Origin of the sequence: Nostoc sp. ChiVER01, from assembly GCF_034531155.1 — a bacterium.
Lineage (GTDB): Bacteria > Cyanobacteriota > Cyanobacteriia > Cyanobacteriales > Nostocaceae > Nostoc.
Genome location: NZ_JAVRBS010000010.1, coordinates 83,871 through 110,114 on the forward strand (window position 1 = coordinate 83,871; position 26,244 = coordinate 110,114).

Sequence of the window (26,244 nt, forward strand, 5' to 3'; positions counted from 1 at the left end):
AGCATCCTTCTATACTAAGTAGAAATCAATTAAAATTATTTGCTCTATACCCTAAATGAATCAATTATCAATTACGTCCACAATTGCGAATAGCGTTAGCGCAGCGTCTCGCAGAGAAGGAGCGTCACTGCATTAGCATAGCGGGGCGTTCGCTTTTAGCGTCTCCAAGAGTTGCCCATTGCGAATTTTTCGGTCATGTGGAGCATACTAGATTAGGCTTTAGAATGCGGATTGGTATCATTCTATAAGCTCGCCCATATTAAAATCTATTCTTACCCAACCTTTGAGTCTTCGTAAGTTGTCGAGAATGAGTAAGGGAATCTGCCAGTGATGTACCATCAGGAAGGGTAAGGGATCGCTCACCTCAAAAATTGCTTCTTTCCCCCGCCTGATGTTTCTTAACCAGGTTTGCAGTTGCTTAAACGATCTAATTTCATTCAGCCGCCAAACTTCGTGGTACAGCCAATAGGTTGGCTTACTATCAGCAAGAGGCTGCAAAGATTCAGCTAGAGGCTCTTTACCAAGATAGGCATCCGCTACTCCTGGATGATTGTAAAACATAGTAATGGCGGAGTGAGTACGGGGGTTACACTCAATCGCGTAAACAGTTCCGTCTTCTGCTTGGATGAAGTCAAAGGAAAGTTGCCCGGTTTTTCCCAGTTCTTTGGTAAAATGACTCGCCCATTGCATAATTTCTGGGCTATCAACGTTTTCGTAATTGACTTGAAAGGCGGATGACTCACAGCAACAGTACATTCTTGACTCTCCATCTCGCGCGGTAGTGTGAGTGCAGTATTCCTTTCCAGGAATAAATTCCTGCATAATCCAGGGGTTCTCCTCACTGATGGGTAGACTATTGACAAATGCTGCTGTTTCTGATGAGGTATCGCAAGGTAGCTTGGTGAGATTCAAGCGACGTATTTGATCGTAGGGGATGCTTTTAAGAATGTATTTGCGCTTCTCCTGAGAAAAGTCAAAATTGATGACTTGTTCGGGATCGGTAATTTTAAAGGATTTGGGGACAGATAAACCGAACGATCGCGCTGTTTCAGCAAAGGCAAACTTATCATCTAAAATCTTCGTGACATCACCATCGAAGTGGAAAAACTCTACACTGTCTGGTAAGGGTGACTTGCCTCGATCAAAGTGGATGACGGAAAAAATCGCTACCGGGATAAAAAAGTCGATCTTTTCTGTTTTGGCGATCGCGTGTAAGGTTTCAACATAGCCTTCTAAGTCTTTGCTTGGATCGGGAACAGTGTAAAAACCTGCAACAGAGTTGGAATATTTATTACCACTTGGCCAGAATTTTTCAATGTCAATTATAATAACTCGATGCCCAGCAGCATGAAATGAACGCGCTAGCTGAAGAGTTTTGGTCATTCTCGCGCCAGCAATCAAGATATTTTTGGAATTGGGGTTAACAACAATTGACTTACCGAATGGTTGCTTAACAAAGTTCCACAATAACGAAGTTAAAACGACAATACAGTTTAAAGGAAATGCCAGTGCTAGTAATACAAGAGTGCCCAAATTTTGGAACACTACAAAAATATGCTTTCTCATAGTTAGAATTTTGACATGATAGTGGAATCAGTGGCTGGTATATAGGAAGAGATTAAAGAGACAAGGAGATGCGATCCTGCCCTTACTTCCTTTTTAATGATTTAATTCATTAAGTCTCTAAGTTCGTGAGCTAGCCAATAAATAGGCTTATTATCACTCAGGGGTTGCAGAGATAGAGGTTTTATATTTTATGTCTTCTCCAAACTGTATGAGTTTCCCAATGCAAAAATCGATCCTTACCCAAGTTTTAAAGGAGCGCAAACTATCGAGTAATAGTAAAGGAATGTACCAGTGATGTACCATTAAGAACGGTAATGGGTCGTTTACTTCAAAGATTGCATCCTTTCCTCGCCAAATATTTTTAAACCACTTTTGCAACTGCTTTAACGATCTAATTTCATTAAGTCGCCAAAGTTCGTGATAAATCCAATAAGTAGGCTTACTATTACTCAGAGGTTGCAGAGGTTCAGATGGAGGCTCTTTGCTAAGATAGGCATCTGCTAAACCTGGATGATTGTAATACATTGTAATTGCCGAGTGAGCGCGAGCGTTGCACTCGATCGCATAAATCGTTCCATCTTCCGCCTGAATGAAGTCAAAAGAAATTTGTCCAGTCAGTTGTAGTTCTTTGACAAAATGACTCACCCACTCTTTAATTTCTGGGCAATCAACATTTTCATAATTGACTTGAAAAGCAGATGATTTGCAGCAGCAGTGTACCGTTAATTCGCCATTTCTCACCGTACTGTGAGTACAATATTCTGTTCCGGGAATAAACTCTTGCAATATCCAAGGCTTATCTTTACTAATTGGCTTACTTTTAATATGAAGCGCCATTTTTTCGAGAGACTCCATTGGTAGCTTGGTCAAATCCAGGCGTAAAACAGAGTCATAGACAATACTTTTAAGAATGTACTTGCGCTTTTCGTTGGCAAAGTCGAATTTAAGAACTTGTTCGGAATCTGTAATTAAAAAGGTTTTTGGGACAGATAGCGACAGTGAGCGGGCAATTTCTGCAAAGGTAAACTTGTTATCCAGCATACTCATTGTATCAGCATCGAAGTGGAAATTCTCACAATAGCCTGATAACACTGGCTTGCGCTCAGAGTCAAAGTAGCTGGCAGCAAAAATGCCTACCGGGACAAAAAAATCTATATTTTCTTTTTTAGCGATCGCCCGCACGGCTTGAGTATAGCCTTCTAAGTCTTCTTGCGAGTCAGGAACTGTGTAAAAGGCAGCCACAGAGTTAGAAAATCGATAACCACTGAACCAGTATTTGTCAAGATCAAATAAAATGACTCTATGCCCGGCAGCATGAAATGACCGTGCCAGTAGAAGGGTTTTGGTCATTCTACCACCACCGATCAAGATATTTTTAGGATTTTTGTTCAAAACCACAAGATTAGCATTTGATCGGCTGAAAAAATTCCACAGCAGCAATGCAAGGACTACGGTGCAGTTAAAGGGAAACGCGATCGCCAATAATGCAAGAGTACCCAAGTTTTGGAATATGGCAAAAACCTTCTCCTTCATAGTTGTAATTGTGACATGATATATGCTTATTTGACTCAAATAATCTAGATTCGAGTTCTATTACTTGTCGCTAGCGAAGACCTTGTGCTATTCCAAATTAGAAAAAAGCTAAAAAGGTGATTTGCCGGATATCAGTTCGCGCTCAACGCTTCATTGATTGCCGTCATAAATAACTTATTTAAAGGAATTCCGGCTGCGTTCGCCGTACTGGCAATCACCGCGTTATGGTCAAAAATACAAAATAACCCGGCTTCTAAGAACCAAGGTTGTCCTTGTGGGTCGATCCGGAAGTCAAATAAACTATAATGGCGACAGCCTAAAGCCAAATGACACTTCTTAACTTCTTGCTGAACTTTTTGGGTGATTGGGTCATTAATATCTACAATCCAACCTGGGACATAATTTTTAGCAGTTGAAGCCAAGTCGCCCTCGATTGGTATTTTGAATTTGTCAGTATAGCTGCGGATGGGTCTGGTTTGGGAGTCTATCTGATACTCTTCAAGGGGTAAACCGATTAACTCCCCATCTTTGACAATGGCGCCGCATCTGACTTCTCGACCGGCTTCAATGAATGTTTCTACAATTACTTCATCCGCAAATTCAAATGCTTTCTTCAAGGCAGCGTCATACTCACTCTTTTCTTTGACTAAGGACACTCCTAGAGAGTTGTCGGCATTGGCGGGTTTGATGACTACTGGAGGTGTAATTGTCGGAACGTCTCCTTGGCGGAGCAATTCTCCAGAAGGCACTTTCACCCCTGCTGCTGCGACAATTGCTTTGGTTCTGGCTTTGTGGGCCGTGATTGCCATCACATCGGGAGTATTGCCGATATAAGGGATCTTTAGCAAGTCGAATAATGCCCGATAGTCAGTCATTCCAGGGACACAAAACATTTGTGGCAACATTAGGTCAATGTTTTGCGCTGTTATAAACTGTATAGCATCTGATAGAGACATCGGTTTAGCGACAGCAATATCTTCTGGGCTGAGAGAGGAAGGAAATCGCCACTGCCCATCAAGTGTGATGTATGCAATCAGAAACTCATAGAGCGATGGATTTGCTGTAGCTACCAGACAGCTTTGGGCGTAATTGCGTGACAACTGACAGTAAAAATCATTATATGCAGATCCAACTAAATGAAGAATACGAAGTACTGGCATGATTCATCTTCTTAAGTACTGCTGTACTTTGTATAACAACTGTGATCGCAAAAAATAGCTTCAGGAGAGATGAGGAAGCAAGCGAAAAATTATTCTTTTGAAGTCTAAGCCAAGGCTTAGACTTCTCTGCTGATCTTTTGATTACACAACGCGTCTAATCAGGGTTATACCATCTCGGATAGGTAAGAGAACTTGCTCTACACGAGGATCGGTGGCGACAACACGGTTAAACTGAGCGATCGCTTCACCGTTGGCGCTGCGTTGTTCGGGTGGTAAATAAACTTGTCCCTGCAACAAAGTGTTATCCACACAGATTAAACCGTCGGGAGTCAGTAAGTTACTATCTAAAATGATCTGGAAGTAATCTACATACTCTTTTTTATCCGCATCAATGAAGATTAGATCGAATACTTCATTTCTGGTAGCCAGCTTGTGGAGTGTCTCTAGCGCAGGTGCTACTTCCACAACGATTTTGTCGCCGTGGGCAGACTCATTAAAGCAAGCTTGAGCAAATTCGGCAACGTAGGGATCTACTTCGCAACCGATAAGTTGCCCATCACTTGGTAATGCTTCTGCCATTGCTAAAGCTGAATACCCTGTGAACATTCCTACTTCTAGAACGCGCTTTGCTTTGGTGATATGAACAAACATTTTCAATGTCTGTCCTTCTAGATGTCCTGAGAGCATTTCTTGCTCTAGTTGACGCACTGTTTCACCATCGCTGAAGCGTTTGCTCCAGTCTTCAATGCTTGTTTTTTGCGCTAATGCTGTCAATGCGCTCGATTCGGGGGTGGTGTAATCATCCAAGTAGGGATCTAAACCCGCCGCTAATTGAACTCCCTGCCGCAAAGAATTTAATATCTCTACGGGAATATTGTTTTCTTCTGCTAATTTGAGGGTTTGCTGTAGCTGCGCTACTAAGATGCTATGTGGCGTTATCGGTCTAGCTGTTTCTCGTCCTAAAACACTCGTCATATTTTCAAACCCCTACTAGCTTGGCTTCTTGATTTTCAATATATGCGTCAACACCTTTACCGCCACGAGGGTATTTAGCACAAAGACGTTTGTGTTCAGCTAAAGCAGCATCGAGTTCTTCACGAGTTAGATCGTTGGCAAAGAAGCACTCACCAATCGGACGAGGCATAGCTGCGCGTTGTTTGCCATCTCGTGTCAAGCTTATAGACTGGGTAGCATCCCAGAGCAAATCTCCATCTAGTAGAGGATGGTCGAGTGATAAACCGATACGACTCATCAAGTCTAGGATGCGATCGCGCTCTTGTGTTGGAATATAGCCCCGTTGTGCTGCAATGGTTGCAGACAAAGCCATATCTATATTGACCGCATGACCATGATATAGGGGTATCTGAGGTGCTAATTCTAGGGTAGGACTCCAAGTGTGACCGTAGGCGATGACGCGATCAAGGTCTATTTCATGCAAGTTAGGAGTCTCTAACTCCAACATGGTTTTGATTGCCTCGTAGTTGACTTTATGAGCAATCTCTTTAATTTCCGGTGTTGCATTTACATGTCCAAAGTGAGTGGAAAGAAGTTCTTCGCCATATTCGTATAGCAGTTCAAAGACTTCAGAGTTAGACACTACAGCAATTTTCACCAACTCTGCCATCCCATTACGAACTTGAGCCGTTGGCAAGGTTTTCAAAAATGAGAAATCGAGGATCACTTTCAAAGGTGCATGATATGCTCCCAAGCGATTTTTTTCCTTACGATGATTAACTGCCACCTTAATCGCTACACCTGCATCGATTAAACCAATCAACGTGGTAGGAATGCGGATATAGTTGCTCTTGCGACGGTAAGAAGCACAAGCATACCCAGCCACATCAGTAATTAGACCACCACCGACAACTAAGACTGGTTCTTTACGAACTAAGCCAAAGTCGGAAAAAGCGTCAATAATTTTTTCAAAAGTTGCCAGGGTTTTAGCTGTCTCCGTAATAATGATCGGAAATACTGTCAGTTCAATGTCATAGTGTCTAAAATATGACTTGATCTGATCGCCATAAAGTTCATGGACATTGGCATCAATTACAGTTAGACAGCGACCAAATTTTGCATAGCTATCTGCTATTTCTCTGTTATTAATATCAAATGCACCGTTCACATACACGAGACTAAAATCGATTTTTTCGTAACCTTGGACGTGAAACGCAGATTCTGTAGCTTCAAATGATGCTTGAACTTTATTCATGTGTGTTGACCTTGTTCCAATTAAAAAGTTGTGAGATTTCGGTAATAATTCCGATTTACCCTAATCTATGCCAGCAGGAGATTATGCTCTTTATTGTTTGAGATTAGAGACATGATTAAATAAGCTTTCAATAAAAAAGCTTATTTATATTTATGACTGGCAATGTTATTAAATAACACCATTCATTAGAGTAAATTCTGTAAGTGGGCTAGTCTGTAATTTAAGATAGCCTCTAAACTAGTCAAATGCCCCTCTAGCAAGATTTCGCCATAATACTTGCATTCTTTCTTTTAAGATTATTGACTATAGTAAGAGGAAAATTTATCTTAATTGAGATTTATTCCACTATAGTTTAACTTTAGTGGCTTTCCAACTGTACGATTCCGCAAAAATTCTAGCCTAGAAAACTTATTGTATCGTTTATCTCCAAGCTTAAATTTGAGATTAGAACCTTGATTAATCGTAAGTTCGCTGTTTTTCACCATTGGTATCAAACCCTACATCACTAAACTCGCTATATTCTATTTGCTTCAGAATAACAGTGGACTTTTAGGAAGTTTATCTGAATTTTTTTAAACTCCACTATGTTTGTCTTTAGCAACTTTCCAACCATTAAACTTTGCAAAAGTCCTATTTTAGTAAACTAATCATATTATCTATCTCCAGGCTGACATTTAAAATTACAGGCATGATTAATTCTCAGATAGCTGTTTGTTTAGTTTTAGTCTTAAACCATAAAATGGTTAAAAACGAATATGACTCATTACACTCTCTTCAGAATCGCAGTAGAATTCTTTTTTCATTCAATCAAGTTAATGCTTAGTATTCAACATACCTACTTCGGTAACTCCTAAAAATTCAGAAGTTAAAAATATCTGAGTCATTAGTAACAAAACTTTAACTTTATTTAAGGAACGGTTGTCTCTTAAAAATTCTAAGTTTGCTTGAATTGCTCTTTAAAGTTCTAAATTAGACTATTTAGCTTAATTTAGCAAATAACTTACCAATGGGTAAATTAAAATCACAACATAAATCATAACATTAGACCATAGAAATCATAACATATGTAAATATCTTTAAGTCAATCCGCCATGCGAAGTGTACTTCATAACAATCTTTTTTTAATAAAGTATGTCTAAAGATAGATATTTACTAAAGAAGATGAAATTAATTCATTTGAACGTGATATTATGAAAAACCGCCAAAATTAGTTTTGTATAGAATTAAAATTTTTACTAAACTGGCTGGAGTTGCATAGTTGCAGAATAATTTAGCAACTTCCAAAATTCTCCTCCTGCTTCTCGTGTAACGCCAGCTTGCCCCAATTCATCTCACCGTTCTGCAACGCTTGAATATATATATTGAAATGAAATTTTTTTGCTGACTTATGGAAGCCAGAGTAGATGCTCCAGAAAGCAGTAGGCTGTAGCAAATTAAGGATTTTGGCAATCTGTCTGTGTATCAATTTAAACTTGAACCTATTATTTATCATTCCAGTTGCCGCGATCGCTTAGTTACTTTCGACATAAAAAATTGAGTATTTCTAACAGGCAAAGTTTATTTAGATTACTTTTTAAAAAAACTTAATATTTTTTAATTTAGTTTAAAAAATCTTGGGATTGAGTTCATAATTTCAGAGCGATCGCTTTGTAAAGGTTAGTTGATATTTCTTGTCAAACTGCTAGTAAAGTTACAAACTAAAGAAATACAACACACGCAATTATTTTATGACTGCTATTTCAAACTTTCAATTCAAGAGACCAATTTGGCAAACTGCCATCATATTGACTTTGGGCTTTTGGCTCAGTGCTAGTCTACTTTTAGACTGGGTAATTATGCCTAGCCTTTATCTTTCTGGCATGATGAGCCAAGCTGGTTTTACAACAGCAGGCTATACGATTTTTTGGAACTTCAATCGAATGGAATTATTATCTGCTGCGATAGTCCTGACTGGGGCGCTAGCTTTGAGTAAAACCCGATATCACTGGAGTATTGGCAGTATTGTTTTATCTGTACTGCTGTTAACTATAGCTGTGCTTGACACCTATTTCTTAACTCCGCAGATGTGCGCCATAGGAGTTCAACTTAACCTATTTGAAGCTGCTGCTGCTATTCCATCGACAATGAATATACTGCACGGCAGTTATTGGGTACTAGAAATAGTTAAGCTGGTAGCAGGTGGTACACTTTTAAGCTGGTGCTGGCGGGAGCAATTTTAAGTAGATGGAGAATTTTAACAGTGAGACTTCCCACTTCTAAATCTCACACCAAAGACGCAAAGTAATTCTTTGCGTCTTTTTGCTAAAAATACCTTATGAATAAATGCGATTGGGGACAATTTTCTATAAATATACAAAATTATCTTTAACTGTACATTCTCAGCCTTCCCGGACATCCGAGAAAATAAATACTGAAAAATAATATTAATTAGTTTTCATGTTTCCTTTACTGATTTATTATGAAGTTTAGATATTTATGCAAACTTTTTTTGAAAATTATAGTAACCTGAATTTTAGTGGTTACTTACTTGTTATCTACCATCTAGCAAAAAAGAGCTATTTTGCAGGTATGTACTAGCAATCAAGAATTTCGCTGCAAGTTCTTGAATTTATTACTTCAAATTGTGCAGGGTGACTATTTAGCGCCACACAACATTAGAAACCGTCTCCAGTAATTATGAAGAAATTCCCTTCTGCTGATTTGGTTGCCCGTTGCATCTCACCACACACCATCAGAGCGGCAATTACCAGCTAACTTATCCTTAGTAGGAGGTTTACCATTCTTGTTGTGCAAGTGAGAATCTTACCCAATCCCCAGAGCTAACGCACGGTATTTATGAAACCCTTGCTAGATAAGGATCTTGACGACAAAATAGGCTAAATTAAAAAACGCCGAAACCTTTGCTATTAAAGGATTATTATACTTTAGATGCGTTTGCCCTGACCCAATCCTAAGACTAAGGGTTGCTCTACAATCACAAACCTAAGTAAGACATTTAACTTTTTTAATGCTTAGTTTCTAATAATACATTTTTTCTTGAAAAAGTTACACTCAAGAATAAACTTCTAGCAAAAGTATCTGATGACTTTCGTCACGACTGCAAAAACATAGTTCGTAAGCGCGGATTTAATGCTCAAAAGCCTTGATTTAAAGCCATTTTCATCTAGATTACAGTAGATTTTGATTGTTTTCTATTTAGCATTAGAAGCAAAACAACTTTGGCACGAAAACTAAAGTGTATCTACAATTTTAGGCTGCTAAATACGGATACCAATGATGCTTTTGTGACTGATGGGCGAGAGCCAATGGTGTATGCGTTGCACTTAAGTTACTGTTAGATTGGCTAGATTAGCGAAAGATACAGAAAACCAATCTAATTTTTGAAATACTATATCCTGGCAACCAGTCAGGCCATTTTGCCATTGGGCAATAACATGGATTGGTTTATTTGTGACTCGTGCTTTATAGCTTAACAGAGATTGGTGAATTAAGAGTTGGGGGGTGTGGAATCTCTGTACTAACTCAAATGTGACCGCTATATTTATCTGATAGTGCTTCCAACAAAGTCGCAGTGAATTCTGAAAAGGTAATTCACTAATTTTACGTGCAAACAAATCTTAATTTTATTCCCAAACCATCCTAATGAAGACACTTCCGATTAGTAGATACAGATTTTTCCAAAAGCTCCAGCCTTTATCTTTGTTGAAAAAAATCACTGGTAAGTCGGTTACTGGTTGTTTGCAGGTATTTAGCACATCAGGCTCTTGGTCAATATATGTAGACGAGGGTAAACTAATTTATGCCTGCTATTCAGAGAAAATGTTTGAGCCACTCTACAGAAATTTGCAACGTTTGAGTCAACAAATTTCTACTCTCCCTCGTGAAATTCACGAACAGTTGCGGGCGATATTTGAAACTGGTATTGAAAATCAGGCAATACCGAATCCAGATTATTTGGCTATTTGTTGGTTAGTCAATCAGAAATATATCAGTCCCTCTCAAGCGGCGATACTAATAGAGCAATTGGCGTTAGAAGTTCTGGAGTCATTTCTGAACTTAGACCAGGGGAGTTATGAATTCATTCCTGAAAGCTTTCTGGATGACATGCCAAAATTTTGTCATCTGAATCTCCGTTTACTAGTTGAACGATGTCAAACACCCCAAAGAGAAGCGGCTTATCGTCAGACATCGCCGACTTCTCAATCAAACCCTTCAGAATTGTTCAAAATAAATGAGCTAAAACCTAAAAGCAAAAGGACACCAAACTGGTCTACAACAAACGGCTATAAGCCGCCAATCTATTCTATTAATACCAATGAACATAGGAATCAGCAAATCACCAAACCACCTGCGGATAAAAAAATCTACACAATCTTTTGTATTGATGACAGCCCTACAATATTGAATACTATTAAAAGTTATTTAGATGAGCAAATATTTTCTGTTGTGGGAGTTACCGATTCTTTAAAGGCTTTAATGCAGATTGTTCACACCAAACCCGATATCATTTTGTTGGATATTTCAATGCCTAATTTGGATGGGTATGAACTTTGCTCTTTGCTGCGTAAACACTCAAATTTTAAAAATACACCTGTGATTATGGTGTCAGAAAAATTAGGATTTCTAGATAGAGCTAAAGCTAAGATAGTAAGAGCATCAGGTTATTTAACTAAGCCTTTTACACAAGGGGATTTACTAAAAATAATATTTCAACATATTGTTTAATTTTATAGTCTAAAAAATAACTCTACAAAATTCAAGATATTTTGTGGATATTTAAGGTTGAGTATTACCTGAATTGCTATACTATTTTAGTTAAAGAATATTGTCTAAGTGAAGCGATAAATCTCTCACTACAAATCTTTTTTTGGATAGCATTAATGACTTTAGTAACTTTGAGGAAGTGGTATCTCCCTTAGAATTGCCAAAAGCGATCGCTCCATAGCTTCACTGACAACTTTATTACCTTCTAAGTTGAGGTGAATGTGGTCGTGATACAAAGCTTGCGGGTTGGTAATTGAATTGAATATCGGTAAAAAGTCTATATAGTTAATTTGTTGTACTTTAGCAAAATCGTTCAAGCGCTGGCGTGCAATAATTTCATAATCGCGGGGGCCTGGTTCACCAATTTCTCGCACTAAGGGAGTCATAGCTAGAAGAAATTGGCTGTTACTTTGGCGAGTCAGGGCTTGAATTTTGCCGATCGCCTCCAAATTAATCCCCACGCGATCGCCTGCTTCATTTTGCACTGCTTCCATTTCAGGAATTGGCTGTTGCTTAACGATATAACGTTGCCACACTTCCATCAATGCTAGGGGCGGTTTACTATCGGGATAGTTGCGATCGCGTCCTATCGGTAAAGATGTAGGAGCAGTAGCAAAGAGATCATCGGTATTAATTAACAACACTACTGCTTGAGCGTTAAAGTTGCTAAACTTCTGCAAATAAGCTAACTCGTTCCTTGGCCCCCAAGAGTTAGCTGAAGCATTCAGCACTTCTACTTCCTGATAACTACTATTAGTGGATGATGCCAGAGAACGCATCATCATCGTGGATATTGTATTAGTCTGATCTGTCCACCAGCCACCATTAGCAATAGAATCCCCTAACAATAAAATTCGCAAACTAGAAGGTGTAGGTGTCTTCTTGAGCGGATTACCCCGCATAGAATACTCATTAATTTCAATGCGATTACCAAAACGACGGGTACGCTGGTTAGGAGCCAATAAATAACCAATCTGCTCATCGCCAATGTAAATCAGAGGATTACCAAAGCCAAAAAGCGATCGCAGTCCGATCTCGACTACTACAAACAATCCCACAACCACCACCAAAAATACAATTAACGCGACTTTCACCTACTTACACCCTCTTATACTCAGTTGCTTTTCAACGATAGTAACTGACGCATTGGGCATTGGATAGAGGTATAGAAACGGGATGTACTAAGCAATAGCGTTCGGATAAGCAGGGGAAGCACTTGAAGAAAGAAAGTTATTATTCAGTAATTCTTTTCTTTCCAGCGAACAGATCCCCTGCTTTTTAGCACTCTCCAGGCATCTGATTAAGCGGATTAATATGTATTGGAACGGTTTAATAAGCTTTAAAACAGCAATTGTATAGCTGTTAACTGTCTATCTAATGGTTTGCCAAAAGTTTAATATATTTAGGCTATTTTTGTGTAATAGCATAGCAGTGTTTTATAGTGATATAATTTTTGATTATAGTATTACATAAATTACAATTGTCATCATTTTATCAATTTGGCAAAATTTTTTTGGGGGGGGTAGGGTAGGATGATTAAAATAATCACGCGCAAATATTTAGGAAAACAAAGTGTCTATGATATAGGAGTTGAGCATGACCATAATTTTGCAATCAAAAATGGGTTAATAGCTTCCAATTGTTTCAATAAATCCCATTCGACTGCTTATGGTTATGTAACTTATCAAACAGCATATTTAAAAGCTAATTACCCATTAGAATATATGGCGGCGCTGTTAACAGCTAACAGTGGTGATACCGATAAGGTACAGAGATATATTACTAACTGTACAAATATGGGCATTTCCATAGATCCGCCAGATATTAATCGTTCTGGTGTTGATTTTACGCCAACAGCAGGAAAGATTTTGTTTGGATTTTCGGCGGTGCGTAACGTGGGACAGAGTGCGATCGCTTGTATTTTGGAAGCAAGAAATGAGACAGGATTTAAATCCCTGGCTGATTTTTGCGATCGCGTGGATTTACGAGCTGTTAACCGCCGCACTATGGAATCGTTGATTTACTGTGGAGCCTTTGACAAAATTGAACCCAACCGTCAACAGCTAATTAACGACTTAGAATTAGTGTATGATTGGGCACAATCTCGCGCTAAAGACAGAGCTAGTGGTCAAGGAAATCTTTTAGATTTATTAGGTGACGGATTTTCTTCTACTCCCACCAATAGAGCAAATAATGCCTTTGAAACTGCTCCAAAATCGAAACCTGTGATGGACTTGCCACCACAGAAAAAGTTGCAAATGGAGAAAGAATTATTAGGCTTTTATGTATCAGATCATCCATTGAAATCCTTACGGCAAATAACACCACTTTTGACTCCAATTAACCTTTCGCAACTAGGAGAGCAAAGAGAAGAAACAAGACTTTGTGCAGTTGTCATGTTGAATAACGTCAAAAAAGTGGTTACTAAAAAAGGCGATCAAATGGCAATTTTGCAAATAGAAGACCTCACTACACAATCAGAAGCTGTAGTCTTTCCCAAAACCTATGAACGGATTAGTTCCTTACTCCAAGTTGATACTAGATTGATTATTTGGGGAAAAGTAGATCGACGTGACGAGCAAACTCAATTTATTCTTGAAGATGCAGAGCCAGTGGAAACAGTACAAATGGTAATGGTGGAATTAAATCCCCAGCAAGCAGGTAATATCGATGAACTACATCGTTTGAAAATAATTCTGCAAGAACAGGCAGTAGACAAAGAAAAGGCAAAAATGCCAGTGATCGGAATTATACAAACTGAAAATTCTCGGAAACTTGTTCGCTTAGGTTGGCAATTTTGCGTACAAGATTCTAGAATAACCGTTCAAGCTTTGCAAAATGCCAGTTTTCCTGCTCATATCAAATCGCTGACTGGTATCTGAAGCCAGAAGCGAAGAGTCCACCAAAACTAAAAAGCAGCTTAATAATAGTTTTACTAAACTGTCAACTGTAAATTGCCCTAAGCATCCAGGCTTGCAGTAGTTTTTTTAGTTACTTATGCGGATGATGAATTCCTTGAGGCGATGGTATATTTTGATGCTAAGACCCTTAAGGCTGCGACTGGGGGAAGGAGTTATAACTTGATGATCGTGAACGAGCTACATAAATTTGTTTCATACTGTAAAATTATTCAACCCCAAACTCAGGAGGACATTAAAAAATTTTTTGAAGGAGTTATCTTATTTCCTTATGATAAGGAACTTCTATTGCAAGCTTATTTATTTCTGAATATTAAAGACTTATTTCCCTCGTGCGCTGAATTACTGTTATTTGAAAAATCTCCAATTTCAGATTACACAGATTTAGGAAAGTGTGATTTTGTCTATCAGACCTTTAAAGGAAGCCTGTTTTTAATTGAAACAAAGTTTATTGATACAGAAGCAACAGGAGCTACTGAAAGAAAAAGAAGAAATAAACACAGAAACAAAGTATTTGAGCAAGTCATTACTTTGAAAGGTCGCTTTAGTGAATATTGGAATATAAGGCTAGATCAATTAGAATGCGGGGTTTTCACAACAGATGCAGAAGTTGCTTGGCGAGGAAATGGCGTGAACGTCATATCTAAATCAATATCTATAGAGCATCTGGAAAAATGGCGAAGAAGCTATCATAGTAGTGAAAAATTTTTATCTCATCAAGATGGATCAAAGCTTGAGGGTAAAGTTAATCTAAAAGGTTGAGCTAAGGCCCAATTAGCTTGTCTGCACACCCATCGTTGATGAAGAAACGGCGCAATGGTTTGCCTTACATTGGGTGGGCTATCGATTAAATCCGTTAGATTCACTTTAGTAATTTTTGGTGGATTTATAAATTTCAAAGTAAGGAAAATCTTCACCTACTCATACCATTTCACGAAAAATTTGGTACAGATGTAAACCTTGAAAGCATTGTTGTATTTAAGTTTTTTAATTGCGTTAGCGGAGCGGGGGGTTAGCCCATTGTGAATTGGTATCAGGTGACAAGACAAAATCATCTATTTTGAATCGGCGGTAGTTGCACTTTTGGTTTTAGCACTAGATAAAGTCTTTCTCCAAATCAGTTGGGAGCAAGTTTTAAATTAGTGCAAGCTATACGGTTAATTCTCAGTAAAACTGCTTAAATCAGCAAGCTCAGGAATGAGTATTTTCGTCGGGCACTTCAAACTTGTAACCATAGCCCCGCACGGTTTTAATAAACTCCGGTATGCTGGCATCGACTTCCATCTTCTTGCGAAGCTGACCAATATGTACATCAACCACTCGGCCATCTCCCACGTAGTCGCAACCCCAAATTTTTTGGATAAGTTGTGGGCGACTCCAAGCCTGATTAGGATGACTTGCCAAAAAATGTAAGATATTAAATTCCAGTGCTGTTAAAGCAAGAGGTTTCTCGTTAAGTGTTACCTCCCGTCCCTCTGGGTTAATTGCTAACTGCTTAAAAATGATCCGTTGTGTTGGGGAGGGGTTGATGTAGCGTATCCGTCTTAAAAGAGCTTCCACTCTAACTTCAACTTCTGCAAGGCTAAATGGTTTAGTCATAAAATCATCAGCACCTGCGCTTAAGATTTTAATTTTATCAGCTTCGTCAGTCCTACTAGTCAGTATTAGCACTAAAACATTAGTACGGCTCTGCATTTCTTGGCAGAGGTTATAACCATTAAGATCCGGCAAATTCCAATCCAGAATCACTAAGGCCGGGTTGAATTGCTCAAACAACGATAAGGCAGTCTTACCATCTGCTGCGGACTCTATCTGATATTTCCGACTTAAAAAACGATAGACCAGATTTCGCACACCAAAGTCGTCATCGACAACCAGAATTTTGGGAGTAGTAGCGGGAACCATAACCATAATGCTGCCTATTGTGGATTGGGCGATTCGTTGCACCAGTTTTGCTTTACGTGTTTTTGTTAATAGTGTATTCACGCGCGTCTTTGCTGAGTACGATCGCTACTGTAGTATCTATTTACAATTAATCTTCCATGAAGTTTATCAAAACTTTAGCCATTGTAATGCTAATAAATTTTATCAGTATTGATTGTATAAAGTTTATATAATTTTTGAATTTTGTTGTATAGTTATGAGCTTTAATACTTAAAGCCCTTTCAAGGTGGCTTGTAAAATCTCTTTTTACTCCTGTGTCCTCTGTGCCTCTGCGGTTAAAAAGTCTTGTATTTAACCGCAGAGGCACAGAGAAGCCAGTGCGCCCTTGCGGTTCCCCGACTTGTACCCCTACGGGGAAGCAAGCTACGCTCTTAGCGTTCCCGCAGGGTAGCAACTGGTGCAACACAGAGAGAAGAATGGCTTGAGGACTTTTAAAATATCCCTAAGAGCAAACGAGGAGCTTGCTTTGATGTAACTTATTTAATTAGGAAAAGCTATAAAGCTTTATTGTTAGCGATCGCAGATATTGAAAATGCACGTAATTCTTATACTAATAGCTGAATAGTTTAATCTTATTCACAATCTATTTTAATAATTCAATACCATAAAGATAATATTAAATATATTAAGTATATTTAATCAGAACTTACGCAAAATAATGGAAAAACGAACCGCAAAGGCGCAAAGGACACAAAGAAATGAGAGTTTCAGATAGTTATTGCGTAAGTCCTATTAATATAAAAACAATTTTTGATAGTATAATATGACTAATTTTGCAATGTATTAAATGGTATAAAATATTTGAATTAGGTACTCTACCTCAAGAGTGATTTTAAGGAAATTCAGCCCATAGAAAGAGTAATTCAATATGTTTAGTCCGTTAAATTTCTATCAATATCGTCAAGTCAGGGATAATTATGGTTAACAATTTAGTCGGCGGCATTATTCCCCCACAGCCACCAATAGAATCACAGTCTGATGTTCACACATTGAAGTCTCGTCTAGAATGGGGCGAACCAGCTTTTACGATACTGGATGTGCGCGATCGCAACACCTTCAACGAAGGTCACATTATGGGAGCGATGCCAATGCCAATAGATGAATTGGTACAGCGTGCAGTACCTTCTTTAGATAAAAGCCGTGATATTTACGTTTATGGTGCTAGCGAAGAAGAATCTGCCCAAGCCGCTCAACAACTGCGTTCTAATGGATTTGAGCATGTCTCCCAACTCAAAGGTGGTCTTGCTGCATGGAAGGCTATCGGTGGCCCAACAGAAGGCATTGTTGAATCAAAAACTCCCCCAGGTGCAGATGACTACAATGTTGTAGATCGCCTAAAAAATCACCAAGAAAATCTGCCAAAGGGAGGCCCTACCGCGACAGAAGCCATTAAAAAAGGAGCTAGTGACCTCAAGGATAATATTCAAGAGGGAGCCAGTAATCTTAAGGAAGGCATTCAAGAGGGAGCCAGTAATCTTAAGGAAGGCATTCAAGAGGGAGCCAGTAACGTCAAAGAAGCCATTAGTGAATCTGATAGTCCTAAAGAACACTAATGATTCCAATATTGGATCTTAGACAAAAAATAACTTAGAAAATTAGCAATAGACCTCTTGCATAAATCAATAATGAAAACCCCACTCAACCTTGGGCTTATATTAAAATATCCCCTCCTTGCTTGTGGTGAAAGGTTAGGGGTAGGGTGTTAAAGAATTTTTACAAGAGGTCTAATCTTGATTTCTCATGGTTAGAGAAATCATAATCTAGAAATAAAAAGATAGAACATTTCCTCTTGTAATGCTTGTAGTCCACAGCAAAAACTTTTGCAAGAGGTTTATTGTTGGCTCAATGTTCAAACAAATCTTTAAACTGCAACAAATCTAAAGAAACTATTGTTGGCAGAAATTCAAAACATTCTTGAGCAATTTCCCAACGCTCTTCTCGTTTGAGCATTTCTGTTAGCTTGTGCTGCACACTAAGTAAGTAGCGCACATCATTGGCAGCATAACTCAGTTGAGCTTCAGACAAACTAGCGGCGTTACCCCAATCAGAACTTTGAGAGCTTTTATCTAGTTCTACTTGTTCTAACTCTTGCACCACATCTTTAAGTCCGTGGCGATTTGTGTAAGTACGGGCTAATTTACTAGCAATTTTGGTACAAAAAACAGGTCTAACCTGAATCCTTAGATTAGCTCGCAAAGTGGCAAGGTCAAAGCGAGCAAAGTGGAACACTTTTACGACATTCGCCGTTTCCAAAAGTTTTTTTAAGTTTGGCGCATCAGCTTGTCCCTTGGCTATGCGGATTGCAGTCACTTTCCCGGATTCGTTGCACAACTGGACAAGACACAACCGATCGCGCTGTGGCAGTAATCCCATCGTTTCTGTATCAACTGCGATCGCTGTAGATTCTAAATACTCTACTAGAGCTGCGTCGCCTAGATCGCGATCGCTCACCTGAAAATCTTGTAATGTCATGAATTATTCAAAAAGAATAGCAGTGTCCAGCAAATATAAGTTTTGTCAGACACTAGATTATTATTGTGCAAAACAATCAGAAATTAAATCTATCTAGTGCGAAAAAAAAGCTGTGTAAGATAGACTTCGCCTTTATTATTAGTAGCAACGCCAATTCCAGTCAGGTTGTAATTTCCTTTAAGGTTCTTTAGATGTCCGGGACTCTTTATCCAACCAGTAACAGCTTCATCCACAGGGTTACTATATCCCTGATTGAAAGCAACATTTTCCGCCGCACTACTGTAGCGAATAGGGATAGCATTAACTCGCCGTTCAAATCCCTGATGGCTAAATGGTATTTTACCTTTAGCCATATTCTGACTATGAATTCTTGCCTGTCGAGTGATATTTGCATTTAGGGTCAACTTTGGCAGTCCTTTAGAAGCCCGATACCGATTAATTTCGTTAAAAACGGATTTTTCTAGCTCCGTAGTTTTAAAAGTAGGAGTCGATATTGCAACCTGACTCGAAAAAAGCGACAACAGCTTATTACGGGTGGATGTATTCGTAGAAGGATTATTTGGTATTGGAACAGTCGTTAACCCACTAGCAAGGACAAGCGCACTTAAAGCGATGCCAAAAGCAGTTTGTCGGAACATGGAAAATTGCGTAATATGTAGAGATATAAGACTTATACTCTACCCTATTGTTCCGACGATATATACCACGATACTATTAAGGATTGATGAATTTTGGCAATCTGGCTACATCCTTGTATAGGAAGTACAAAGAATTATTTTAAATTGTCAATACTTGAATAAATCAGCATCGTAAAATTACGGTTATTTTTGCTGATAATTTAAGATTTTCATAAATTACTAAAAAAATAATGTAGTATTCAATAGACAAATGTTATTGAAACTACATTATTCTATATCTAGCAAAAGCTTTGCTAGCAGGCTGAAGTCTAGGAAATTTAAGAAAAAACCTAAATTTTACCAAATATATCAGCGAAAGAAGATTTGTGTGAAGTAGATTTCGCCTCTACTGTTGCTAGCAACACCAATCCCAGTCTTTTCAAAATTACCTCTAATATTAGCAAGATGCCCTGGACTTTTAAGCCAGCCTTGAACAGCTGTCGTCACAGGGTCATTATACCCATAGTTGTAAGCGACATTTTCACCAGCTGAACTGTAGGGAATACCAACTGCTTTAATACGTTCTGAAAATCCCGTATGTCCAAAGGGAACTTTACCTTGAGCCATATCCTGACTGTGAATCCTGGCTCGATTATCAATGGCAGAATTACGAGTCAGCTTTTTGAATCCTTGGGAAACTCTGTAGTCATTAATTTGTTTAAAAATCGCCTGTTCTAAAGCAGCAATATCAACCTTAGATCCTGCAACTTGAGTTGTATTATTTGATACGTTTGAAGATATCGGTGTTACAGGAGTTGTTACAGGAGTTGTTTTAGGAGTTGTTGCAGAAGTTGTTTTAGGAGTAAAGAAAATTTGTGTGAAGAAGATTTCGTTTGTACCATTGTTGCTAACGACAACACCAATCCCAGTATTTTCAAAATTACCTCTGATATTCGCTAGATGTCCTGGACTTTTGAGCCAGCCTTGAACAGCTGTCGTCACAGGGTCACTATATCCATAGTTGGAAGCGACATTTTCACCAGCTGAACTGTAGGGAATACCGACTGCTTTAACACGTTCTGAAAATCCCGTATGTCCAAAGGGAACTTTACCTTGAGCCATATCTTGACTGTGAATCCTGGCTTGATTATCAATAGCAGAATTACGAGTCAGCTTTTTTAATCCTTGGGAAACTCTATAGTCATTAATTTGTTTGAAAACCGCCTCTTCTAAAGCAGCAGTGTTAACGCTAGACGCTGCAATTATAAAAGTGCTATTTGATACATTTGCATATGTTGGCTTAAAAGTTGAATTTGTTACAGGAGTAGCGATCGCCCCACTACTGAAAAGAATAGTGCCTAAAGCAACGCTGTAGATTGTTGTTTTAATCATTTGCCGAAACTAACTGAAACTCTAGCTCCAGAAAGCTTAACCAAGCTAGTATCAATCTGACAACTTGATTATAGGTCTATATACCTCTATTTATGGCGTTTTTTGTCCAAAAACTACCAGTAAACTTTAAAATGCATAAAATTACGAAAAAAAGTACTGTTTCTAAAGAAATTTTCCTCTACCATTAGTATGATTTTCAAACTTCATTTTGTAATACACAAATATTTTTTTACTTAGTTAATAGTAGTTAAAAAAAGTTATATATTTATAATGCTACTCAATATTAATACTTAAGAAAATATCACAATCATGAATTATGATTGAATATCAACATATTACATAATTAAGTATTAACACTGTTAAGTATAAATACTATAAGTATTAATAAGTACGGCTTAATTAAGAATGCTCGTAGGTTGGTTGAACTTTAGTGTTACGCAACAAACCACCGAAACTGGTGGGTTTCGTTCCTCAGCCCAACCTACGCAGTTAAGGTTTTTGGCGCTAAACTAAGCGTATTGGGAGATATATTCCTAAAAATGTGCATTCTCAAACTTTGCACAAAACTTTGGGCTACCAACTCGTCGTGAGTTGGTTGCGGTAGCATAAGGTGTTGGAATTGTTGATCCTATTTATTGCTTTTTCTCAATGATTTTACGTATACTTACGCATCATTTAAGAACTTGGCTACTGTATGTACATCCTTATCACCACGTCCAGAGCAGTTAATTACAATCCGGGGACTGTCAGTTAGTTGGGGACACAGGGTTTCGAGGTAGGCGATCGCATGGGCTGTTTCTAATGCTGGGATAATTCCTTCCAATTTTGACAATCGTTGGAATGCCTCTAAAGCCTCTGCATCAGTCACACTATAGTATTCAGCGCGACCAGTATCTTTCAAATAGCTATGTTCTGGCCCCACACCGGGATAATCTAAACCTGCACTAATTGAGTGTGCCTCAATGATTTGCCCATCCTCATCTTGCAGAAGATAGCTCATTGCTCCGTGCAACACACCAACTCGTCCTTTCGTCAAGGTTGCTGCGTGTTTTTCAGTATTGACACCTTCTCCTGCTGCCTCAATCCCAATGAACCGTATAGAAGGCTCATTGATAAACTCATAAAATAGTCCCATCGCATTGGAACCACCACCTACGCAAGCCAAGAGAATATCAGGCAATACACCCCACTTTTGGATTGCTTGGGCGCGAGTTTCTTGGCCGATTACTGCATGGAAATCACGTACCATCATCGGGTAAGGATGGGGGCCTGCTACCGAACCGAGAATGTAGTGAGTTGTTTCTACATTTGTCACCCAATCGCGGATTGCTTCAGAAGTGGCATCTTTGAGGGTTCCCGTTCCCGCTTCCACCGGACGCACTTCTGCTCCCATCAATCGCATTCTGAACACATTTAAAGCTTGACGTTCCATATCATGAACGCCCATGTAAATTATGCATTCCAGCCCAAAACGAGCGCAAACGGTAGCTGTGGCAACTCCGTGTTGTCCAGCACCTGTTTCGGCAATAATCCGTTGCTTACCCATGCGCTTTGCCAACAATACCTGACCAAGGGCATTGTTAATTTTATGAGCGCCAGTATGATTTAAATCCTCACGTTTTAAGTAAATTTGTGGCCCCGTGCGATCGGGTCGCGCATAATGAGCAGTCAGGCGTTCAGCGAAATATAATGGTGTGGCACGTCCTACATAGTCCCGTAACAACTGCTGTAGTTCTGCTTGAAAACCAGGGTCATTGCGGTATTGCTGATAAGCTGTTTCTAGTTCAGTGAGAGCAGGCATCAGCGTTTCAGGTACATACTTACCGCCGAAGCGTCCAAAGCGACCTAGCGTATCGGGAACCTGAGCAGTTGAATTTGGAGATAGGGGAGTGGTAGTCACGGGCTGTTTTCGATAACGGGAATGACTTAATTATTATAGAAAGTCTGGGACATATCTAGGTTATATCTGGAGACTGGAAGCTAAATTTTTCCTCGATACCCAATGCTAAATGCCCAATTACTTTGAATCTTTAGCAATGGATTTGTGATGTTAGCCTAGAAATTGATCTCCTAGCAGAATGGTTGCATAGAAGTTTCCACTGCCTTTGAAATTTTTCTTAATAAAGATTTATGTCTTCTTCAAATCCCAAATCTTCTGACAAAAGCTTTGTCTACCGTGAATTTGGCAACGATAACTCCGCCGCCATAGAAAGACCAATTCCAGAACTCCCCGCACAACAACAAAATCTCAAAGTCCAAGCTTCTCGCAAAGGACGCAAAGGCAAAACCGTTACAGTGATTAGTGGTTTTCAAGCCAAACCAGAAACCTTGGCTGATTTGGTGAAGCAGTTGAAAACCCAATGCGGCACAGGTGGGACAGTTAAAGACAACGAAATTGAAATCCAGGGCGAACACAAGCAAAAAATTGTCGAGATTTTGAGCAAACTAGGTTACAAAGCTAAAATTAGCGGTGGCTAATCTTGAGTGCGGTTTACCGCATCTTAACCGTGACCTAGATTAAGAGAGGAAATGTTATCTTTGAAAGGTACAAATATGCTTGAGCATTGGTGAATAACTTTGCCAACAAGCTGTTTTTTGAGAGATGAATAGGAGGTTTAAATGGATTTAGTTCGGATTTTGTGTGCCATTTTCGTGCCGCCTCTGGGAGTTTTTTTGCAAGTAGGCTTTGGTATAGATTTTTGGATTAATATAGTTTTGACACTTTTTGGTTACATTCCTGGGATTATTCACGCAGTATGGATAATTGCTAAGAAATAATTCTTTGTAGGGGTAGGTTTGAGGCTCTGAATACAGTGATAAGTTGAGTTAGAGCCTCAATGAATACATTTTTATGCAGAGTATGAAAACGAGAAAAATAAATTACCTGCAAGATGACTACCTTGGCTAAAGCTTTGGAATCTAAAGATATGGGTTTTTGTGTGTCGATTAATACCGAATTAGCTCTCATTTTTTAACATAGCATACAGCCTAAACTCTAGAAGCAAGGGGCAAATGTGCAATTGCCATTGCACAGTTGAGACGTTCAAATCTTTGATTAACCCAGTGCTTATATCTAGCACCCAGCCATGAACCATAGGCGCTTTTCGCTCATATAGTACCTGACGCATGATAGAAGTTTGGTAAAGATTTTTTACTTGCGCTACAACGTTTATTTCTGCCAAACGATTCAAACGTTCTTCTCTTGTTGGCAAGGCATCAATTTCTTCTTGTTTCTGTAGATACAGTTCCCGAATCGGATTTACCCAGTTATCAAGAATTCCGATAGTTCTCCCCTCTAAAGCTGCTTTAATTCCTCCGCAATCGTAGTGACCACAAACGATAATGTGTTCTACTTTAAGATGTAAAATTGCGTATTCTAAGACCGCTAAAAAGTTTATATCTGTCAAAGAAATCTGATTGGCAATATTACGGTGTACAAATAACTCTCCTGGTTCTGTACGAGTAAAACTTGTTAATGCCAGACGACTATCAGAACATCCAATGTATAGAAAAGGTGGTGTTTGTCCCTGAGATAAGTCTTGAAAGTAAGTTGGATCTATTGCTAGTTTCTCAGCAACCCAAGCCTGATTATTTCTGAAGAGTTCATCAATACTGTTATATTTCATCTTTCGCCAAATTCGAGAGATAATCTCATAAATATTTTAGCTGATCTACAGTTTTCTATAAATCAATATGAGCTTTTATCCATCTAAAATTTTTATAAAGATGAGATTTTTTCTATAGCATTAATAAAATTATTGTATAAATTGTAAGCAATCAATTTAAAAATTAGAAAAAAATATGTATAAATTTAAAAAATTAGCTAAAGTCAAGTAATCTTTTTATCAAATATAATCTAAGCGTTCAGACTGACTACCTATTTAAAATTCTCATCTATAAGACTAATGTTTGATTTCTGAAAAAGCTCGGTACAGAGCGAAAAGCCTAATTTATTATTCCTTATTCCCTACTCCATACTCCCCGCTCACGTAAATAATTTCAAAAATTAAATAAGATTCCTATAGTATTTCTAGATATTTTTACAAAGCAGAGATTCTGCTTACAGAATGATTTTAAATCACACCCCAAACTGTGCATTTGAGTTAAGCAAGTGCGGCGGAAGTTTTGAATACTGGCTCCTTCAATACACAGAGACACTTTCTGAAGGTGGTAAGCTAACTTAACAAAGATGCCAAATCTGAGGTTGAGATATTAAATTATCAGCTTCAATCGGGGGCAACAACTTTGTTATCCTGATGATGGTTGATTGACCAACGGTGATCAACAGTCATAGAGGAAAACTCACAAATTTCTTCTAGGCGTTTTTGCTGTACGGCAGCTTTACGCAAAGTAATAATTAGTTGATTTACCTGATGCCGTAAATCTGGATTATCATTTACAGCTAACATGGTTTGTCTTTCTAAAAGTTGAAGTATAAGTTCGTAGTGAATAGGAGAAGGTAAAGGAATTTGCTCCATGAAGTTAATTTTTGATTTCATATTTGAGATTTTGTATTAGTCATTTAGCTTTTATCAATAAATTGTTACATAAGAAATAACTAGTTGCTTATGGCTTTGATTTGATTAGCAATGAAGATTTAGCAAAGATATGATGATATTTGATGGCAATGTGCTGCGTGTCCACGTATAGTGTACCCAATTGACCAACTATTGTATGCAGTTAGTTGCTTTATGCTAAGGAGCGTGGGGAAGGTGTTTATTTCAAAAATTTTTCGGCAATATATGAGCGATCGCAGCGCCGGGATCTGGTTGTTTTACTAAAGATTCTCCAATGAGTACAGCCGATGCACCTGCTGTCAGTACCAGACTCAGATCATCTGGGTTGTGTAGTCCTGACTCGCTGACAACAAGGATGTTTTTCTCCTGCAATTGGCTACCCCTTGCAGCTAAAAGTTGGCAAGTAGTTTGCAAGTCAACAGAGAAATCTTCCAAATTACGATTATTGATTCCTACTAAGGAAACTCCATCTAAAGCTAATACACGGTCAAGTTCTGCCAAACTATGGACTTCAACCAAAGTTGCCATTTTTAGGTTGTTAGCAATTTTAAGGAAGTATTTCAAATCTTGATCGCTTAAAATAGCCGCAATCAACAAAATAGCATCTGCACCCTGAACCCGCGCCAAGTATATCTGGTAAGCATAAACGACAAACTCTTTGCACAGTACGGGCAAATCTACGGCAGCCCGAACCTTGGCTAAGTTTTCAAAACTGCCTTGAAAGAACTTGACATCCGTTAACACAGAAAGACAACTAGCGCCACCTTGCTTATAAGACAGGGCGATCGCTACTGGGTCAAAATCTTCTCGTAAAATACCTTTGCTAGGTGAAGCTTTTTTAACTTCGGCAATCAATGCTGGCTTAGTCTTACCTTGACGCAAGGCGGCAACAAAATCACGGGTTGGCGGCGCAGTCAGTACCTGCTTCCGTAATTTTTGCAAAGGAACTTTTTCCCGCATTTGGTCATATTCTATTTCTTTCTGCCAGACAATTTCCTCCAAGATGTTGTTTGGCGCAGCATCAGGTACGACAGCCTGATAACGCAATATCGATACATCAATAGCTGGGTTAGGTGAACGGCGACGGATTTGCATAATTTGTCATTTGTCATTTGTCAGTGGTCATTGGTCATTGGTCATTGGTCATTTGTC

21 protein-coding genes and 1 pseudogene are annotated in these 26,244 nt (G+C 38.7%); 8 read left to right on the forward strand and 14 right to left on the reverse strand.

The genetic code is table 11. From position 1 onward, the window contains the following. Positions 1-237: 237 nt before the first annotated feature. The 5 genes from RMY00_RS15290 to RMY00_RS15310 form a co-directional block, all read right to left on the reverse strand. A complete protein-coding gene (locus RMY00_RS15290) occupies positions 238-1,566 on the reverse strand; it encodes an ATP-grasp domain-containing protein (RefSeq protein ID WP_322648346.1) in 1,329 nt (442 codons plus the stop codon). Positions 1,567-1,719: 153 nt separating this feature from the next. Then, positions 1,720-3,099, reverse strand: coding sequence for an ATP-grasp enzyme (locus tag RMY00_RS15295; protein WP_322648347.1), 1,380 nt, complete (start codon positions 3,097-3,099; stop codon positions 1,720-1,722). 131 nt (positions 3,100-3,230) lie between these two features. Further along, positions 3,231-4,259, reverse strand: a complete 1,029-nt coding sequence (locus RMY00_RS15300; RefSeq protein WP_322648348.1) for a D-alanine--D-alanine ligase — start codon at positions 4,257-4,259, stop codon at positions 3,231-3,233. A 141-nt stretch (positions 4,260-4,400) separates the two neighbouring features. After that, positions 4,401-5,234, reverse strand: a complete 834-nt coding sequence (locus tag RMY00_RS15305; protein WP_322648349.1) for an O-methyltransferase — start codon at positions 5,232-5,234, stop codon at positions 4,401-4,403. Between the two features lie 4 nt (positions 5,235-5,238). Continuing rightward, positions 5,239-6,468: a sedoheptulose 7-phosphate cyclase gene (locus tag RMY00_RS15310; protein WP_322648350.1), complete on the reverse strand. Its 1,230-nt coding sequence runs from the start codon at positions 6,466-6,468 to the stop codon at positions 5,239-5,241. A 1,727-nt stretch (positions 6,469-8,195) separates the two neighbouring features. Here RMY00_RS15310 and RMY00_RS15315 point away from each other — a divergent pair. Both RMY00_RS15315 and RMY00_RS15320 read left to right on the forward strand, forming a co-directional pair. After that, positions 8,196-8,687 carry a hypothetical protein gene (locus RMY00_RS15315; protein WP_322648351.1) on the forward strand — a complete coding sequence of 164 codons (492 nt, stop codon included), beginning with the start codon at positions 8,196-8,198 and terminating at the stop codon, positions 8,685-8,687. Between the two features lie 1,423 nt (positions 8,688-10,110). Next, the gene (locus tag RMY00_RS15320) at positions 10,111-11,193 is read left to right on the forward strand and encodes a response regulator (protein ID WP_322648352.1); all 1,083 of its coding nucleotides are present in this window, start codon (positions 10,111-10,113) and stop codon (positions 11,191-11,193) included. Positions 11,194-11,354: 161 nt separating this feature from the next. Here the strand turns inward: RMY00_RS15320 and RMY00_RS15325 are convergent, their stop codons facing one another. Further along, positions 11,355-12,326, reverse strand: a complete 972-nt coding sequence (locus RMY00_RS15325) for an SGNH/GDSL hydrolase family protein (protein WP_322648353.1) — start codon at positions 12,324-12,326, stop codon at positions 11,355-11,357. A 438-nt stretch (positions 12,327-12,764) separates the two neighbouring features. Here RMY00_RS15325 and RMY00_RS15330 point away from each other — a divergent pair, with 438 nt between their 5' ends. Together RMY00_RS15330 and RMY00_RS15335 are read left to right on the forward strand one after the other, a co-directional pair. Then, positions 12,765-14,114: an OB-fold nucleic acid binding domain-containing protein gene (locus RMY00_RS15330; protein WP_322648354.1), complete on the forward strand. Its 1,350-nt coding sequence runs from the start codon at positions 12,765-12,767 to the stop codon at positions 14,112-14,114. Positions 14,115-14,315: 201 nt separating this feature from the next. Next, the gene (locus RMY00_RS15335; RefSeq protein WP_109009055.1) at positions 14,316-14,912 is read left to right on the forward strand and encodes a hypothetical protein; all 597 of its coding nucleotides are present in this window, start codon (positions 14,316-14,318) and stop codon (positions 14,910-14,912) included. Between the two features lie 429 nt (positions 14,913-15,341). On the opposite strand, the gene RMY00_RS15340 is transcribed toward RMY00_RS15335, so the two are convergent. After that, a complete protein-coding gene (locus RMY00_RS15340; RefSeq protein ID WP_322648355.1) occupies positions 15,342-16,061 on the reverse strand; it encodes a response regulator transcription factor in 720 nt (239 codons plus the stop codon). 1 nt (position 16,062) lies between these two features. Here RMY00_RS15340 and RMY00_RS15345 point away from each other — a divergent pair, with 1 nt between their 5' ends. Together RMY00_RS15345 and RMY00_RS15350 are read left to right on the forward strand one after the other, a co-directional pair. After that, the gene (locus RMY00_RS15345) at positions 16,063-16,248 is read left to right on the forward strand and encodes a hypothetical protein (RefSeq protein ID WP_322648356.1); all 186 of its coding nucleotides are present in this window, start codon (positions 16,063-16,065) and stop codon (positions 16,246-16,248) included. 763 nt (positions 16,249-17,011) lie between these two features. Further along, positions 17,012-17,458 (forward strand): annotated as a pseudogene (locus tag RMY00_RS15350) (rhodanese-like domain-containing protein); the annotation flags it as partial. A 478-nt stretch (positions 17,459-17,936) separates the two neighbouring features. Here RMY00_RS15350 and RMY00_RS15355 read toward each other — a convergent pair. The 4 genes from RMY00_RS15355 to trpB all read right to left on the reverse strand — a co-directional run bounded on the left by RMY00_RS15355 (position 17,937) and on the right by trpB (position 22,475). Continuing rightward, a complete protein-coding gene (locus RMY00_RS15355; RefSeq protein ID WP_322648357.1) occupies positions 17,937-18,566 on the reverse strand; it encodes a ribonuclease H-like domain-containing protein in 630 nt (209 codons plus the stop codon). Between the two features lie 89 nt (positions 18,567-18,655). Beyond that, a complete protein-coding gene (locus RMY00_RS15360) occupies positions 18,656-19,204 on the reverse strand; it encodes a CAP domain-containing protein (protein ID WP_322648358.1) in 549 nt (182 codons plus the stop codon). Positions 19,205-19,552: 348 nt separating this feature from the next. Continuing rightward, positions 19,553-20,575: a CAP domain-containing protein gene (locus RMY00_RS15365; RefSeq protein WP_322648359.1), complete on the reverse strand. Its 1,023-nt coding sequence runs from the start codon at positions 20,573-20,575 to the stop codon at positions 19,553-19,555. Positions 20,576-21,239: 664 nt separating this feature from the next. Further along, on the reverse strand, positions 21,240-22,475 hold the full coding sequence (trpB, locus tag RMY00_RS15370) for a tryptophan synthase subunit beta (protein WP_322648360.1): 1,236 nt from the start codon (positions 22,473-22,475) through the stop codon (positions 21,240-21,242). Between the two features lie 230 nt (positions 22,476-22,705). Between trpB and RMY00_RS15375 the strand changes: the two genes are divergently transcribed. Next, positions 22,706-23,053 (forward strand): translation initiation factor, encoded by a 348-nt coding sequence (locus tag RMY00_RS15375; RefSeq protein ID WP_322648361.1) that lies wholly within the window; start codon positions 22,706-22,708, stop codon positions 23,051-23,053. A 141-nt stretch (positions 23,054-23,194) separates the two neighbouring features. Next, positions 23,195-23,353 (forward strand): YqaE/Pmp3 family membrane protein, encoded by a 159-nt coding sequence (locus tag RMY00_RS15380; protein WP_012410519.1) that lies wholly within the window; start codon positions 23,195-23,197, stop codon positions 23,351-23,353. A gap of 179 nt (positions 23,354-23,532) precedes the next feature. Here the strand turns inward: RMY00_RS15380 and RMY00_RS15385 are convergent, their stop codons facing one another. The 3 genes from RMY00_RS15385 to trpC form a co-directional block, all read right to left on the reverse strand. Further along, positions 23,533-24,201, reverse strand: coding sequence for a carbonic anhydrase (locus RMY00_RS15385; protein WP_322648362.1), 669 nt, complete (start codon positions 24,199-24,201; stop codon positions 23,533-23,535). A gap of 600 nt (positions 24,202-24,801) precedes the next feature. Beyond that, positions 24,802-25,053 (reverse strand): DUF5340 domain-containing protein, encoded by a 252-nt coding sequence (locus RMY00_RS15390; RefSeq protein WP_190914598.1) that lies wholly within the window; start codon positions 25,051-25,053, stop codon positions 24,802-24,804. 243 nt (positions 25,054-25,296) lie between these two features. Further along, positions 25,297-26,187, reverse strand: a complete 891-nt coding sequence (gene trpC / locus RMY00_RS15395) for an indole-3-glycerol phosphate synthase TrpC (RefSeq protein WP_322648363.1) — start codon at positions 26,185-26,187, stop codon at positions 25,297-25,299. Positions 26,188-26,244 lie beyond the last annotated feature (57 nt).